Here is a 1,444-nt window from a genome sequence, read left to right as displayed (position 1 = left end):
CTGATCGGCTTCCAGGCCGGCGTGCGCGAGAGCGCCCAGAGCTGGCGCGAGCTTCTGGTCGAGATCAAGCGGCGGGGTTTGTCCGTCCTGCCCCGGATCGCTGTCGGGGATGGAGCTCTCGGCTTCTGGAAGGCGCTCGACGAACTCTTTCCCGGCACGCACCATCAACGCTGTTGGCTGCACAAGACCGCCAACGTGCTCAACAAGGTGCCGAAATCGGTGCAGCCCGGCATGAAGGTGGCCCTGCGGGAGATCTATCTCGCGCCGACACGAGCCCAGGCCGAGGTCGCCATCGATCTGTTCGCTGAAGCCTATCAGGCGCGCTATCCGAAAGCCGTGGAGTGCGTGCGCAAGGACCAGCGGGCGCTGCTGGCCTTCTTCGATTGGCCGGCTGAGCATTGGATCCATCTGCGGACTACAAACCCAATCGAGAGCGTGTTCGCGACGGTCCGGCACCGGACCGTGCGCACCAAGGGCTCGTTGTCGCCGACCACCGCCCGGCTGATGGTGTTCAAGCTCGTGATGGCAGCCGCGAAAGGCTGGCGCAGGCTGATGGGCGAAAACCAGTTGCCCAAGGTGATCGCCGGTGTCAGGTTTAAGGACGGCACCGAGGTCATTCCGATGCCGACAAACAGCGCCGCCTGACCGGCCCCATCACCTAAATTCCGTCATAGCTCGGGATTGGGTGCCGTCCTGCTCAACGCGTGGCATATGAAGCGCTCGAAGGAGCGGTAGTGGACCTGACCGCGCTTCAAGATCAGGCCGCCAGATCTCCGGATAGCTATCTTTTGAGAATCGAGGCAAAAGCCGAGGGACTTCCGGCCGGTAGATGAACTTGCGGTCGGCTATCTAAAGACTTCTTGTCAAAAGGTTAGTTATCCGCCGGTTCTTCTGACGGTTCAGTCACAGATTCGGATCAGGGATGAGAAAGCACGCGGTCTGTCGTGTCGTTCTCATGCAGTGAGTAACAAACTACTCGGCCAACGGTATTCACCGACGGCAGAGGTATTTCACCGGTTACTTGTGCATTGGGCGGGCCATTTCGATGCCGCCGGGGTAGAGTCCGCGCTGGTGGTGGAAATTTGCTGACGCGCCGGGTGATGGGGTGAGGTGGTCATTGGGAGGACCGGCTATGGTGGAGTTGCTCGACTGCACCCCAGCTGAAGGAACCCCAATGACCGATGACAGACTACCACTGGCTGANACTGATGGCGAAGGCCGACGACGGCGACTTTCTGCGCAGTGTCGCCGAAAGCGTGCTCCAGATCCTGATGGAAGCCGATGTCGAGGGCGTGATTGGTGCCGCCCGGTATGAACGCAGCGGCGAGCGGGCCACCTACCGCAATGGCTATCGCGAGCGGGCGCTCGACACCCGCCTGGGCACCCTGAACCTCAAGATCCCCAAGCTGCGCACCGGCGCCTATTTCCCCGGCTTCCTCGAGCC

2 protein-coding genes are annotated in these 1,444 nt (G+C 61.5%); both read left to right on the top strand.

The window, feature by feature from the left end:
- On the top strand, nt 1-645 hold a 645-nt coding region (locus DDF70_RS36210; RefSeq protein WP_114949221.1), incomplete at its 5' end, for an IS256 family transposase.
- Between the two features lie 559 nt (nt 646-1,204).
- Nucleotides 1,205-1,444, top strand: a 240-nt coding sequence (locus tag DDF70_RS36205) for a transposase (RefSeq protein ID WP_425374153.1), incomplete at both ends; no start/stop codon positions are given.

It is taken from the genome of Microvirga calopogonii (assembly GCF_003347665.1).
In the GTDB taxonomy this organism is placed as follows: domain Bacteria; phylum Pseudomonadota; class Alphaproteobacteria; order Rhizobiales; family Beijerinckiaceae; genus Microvirga; species Microvirga calopogonii.
This window is presented reverse-complemented; position numbering and strand designations above follow the sequence as displayed.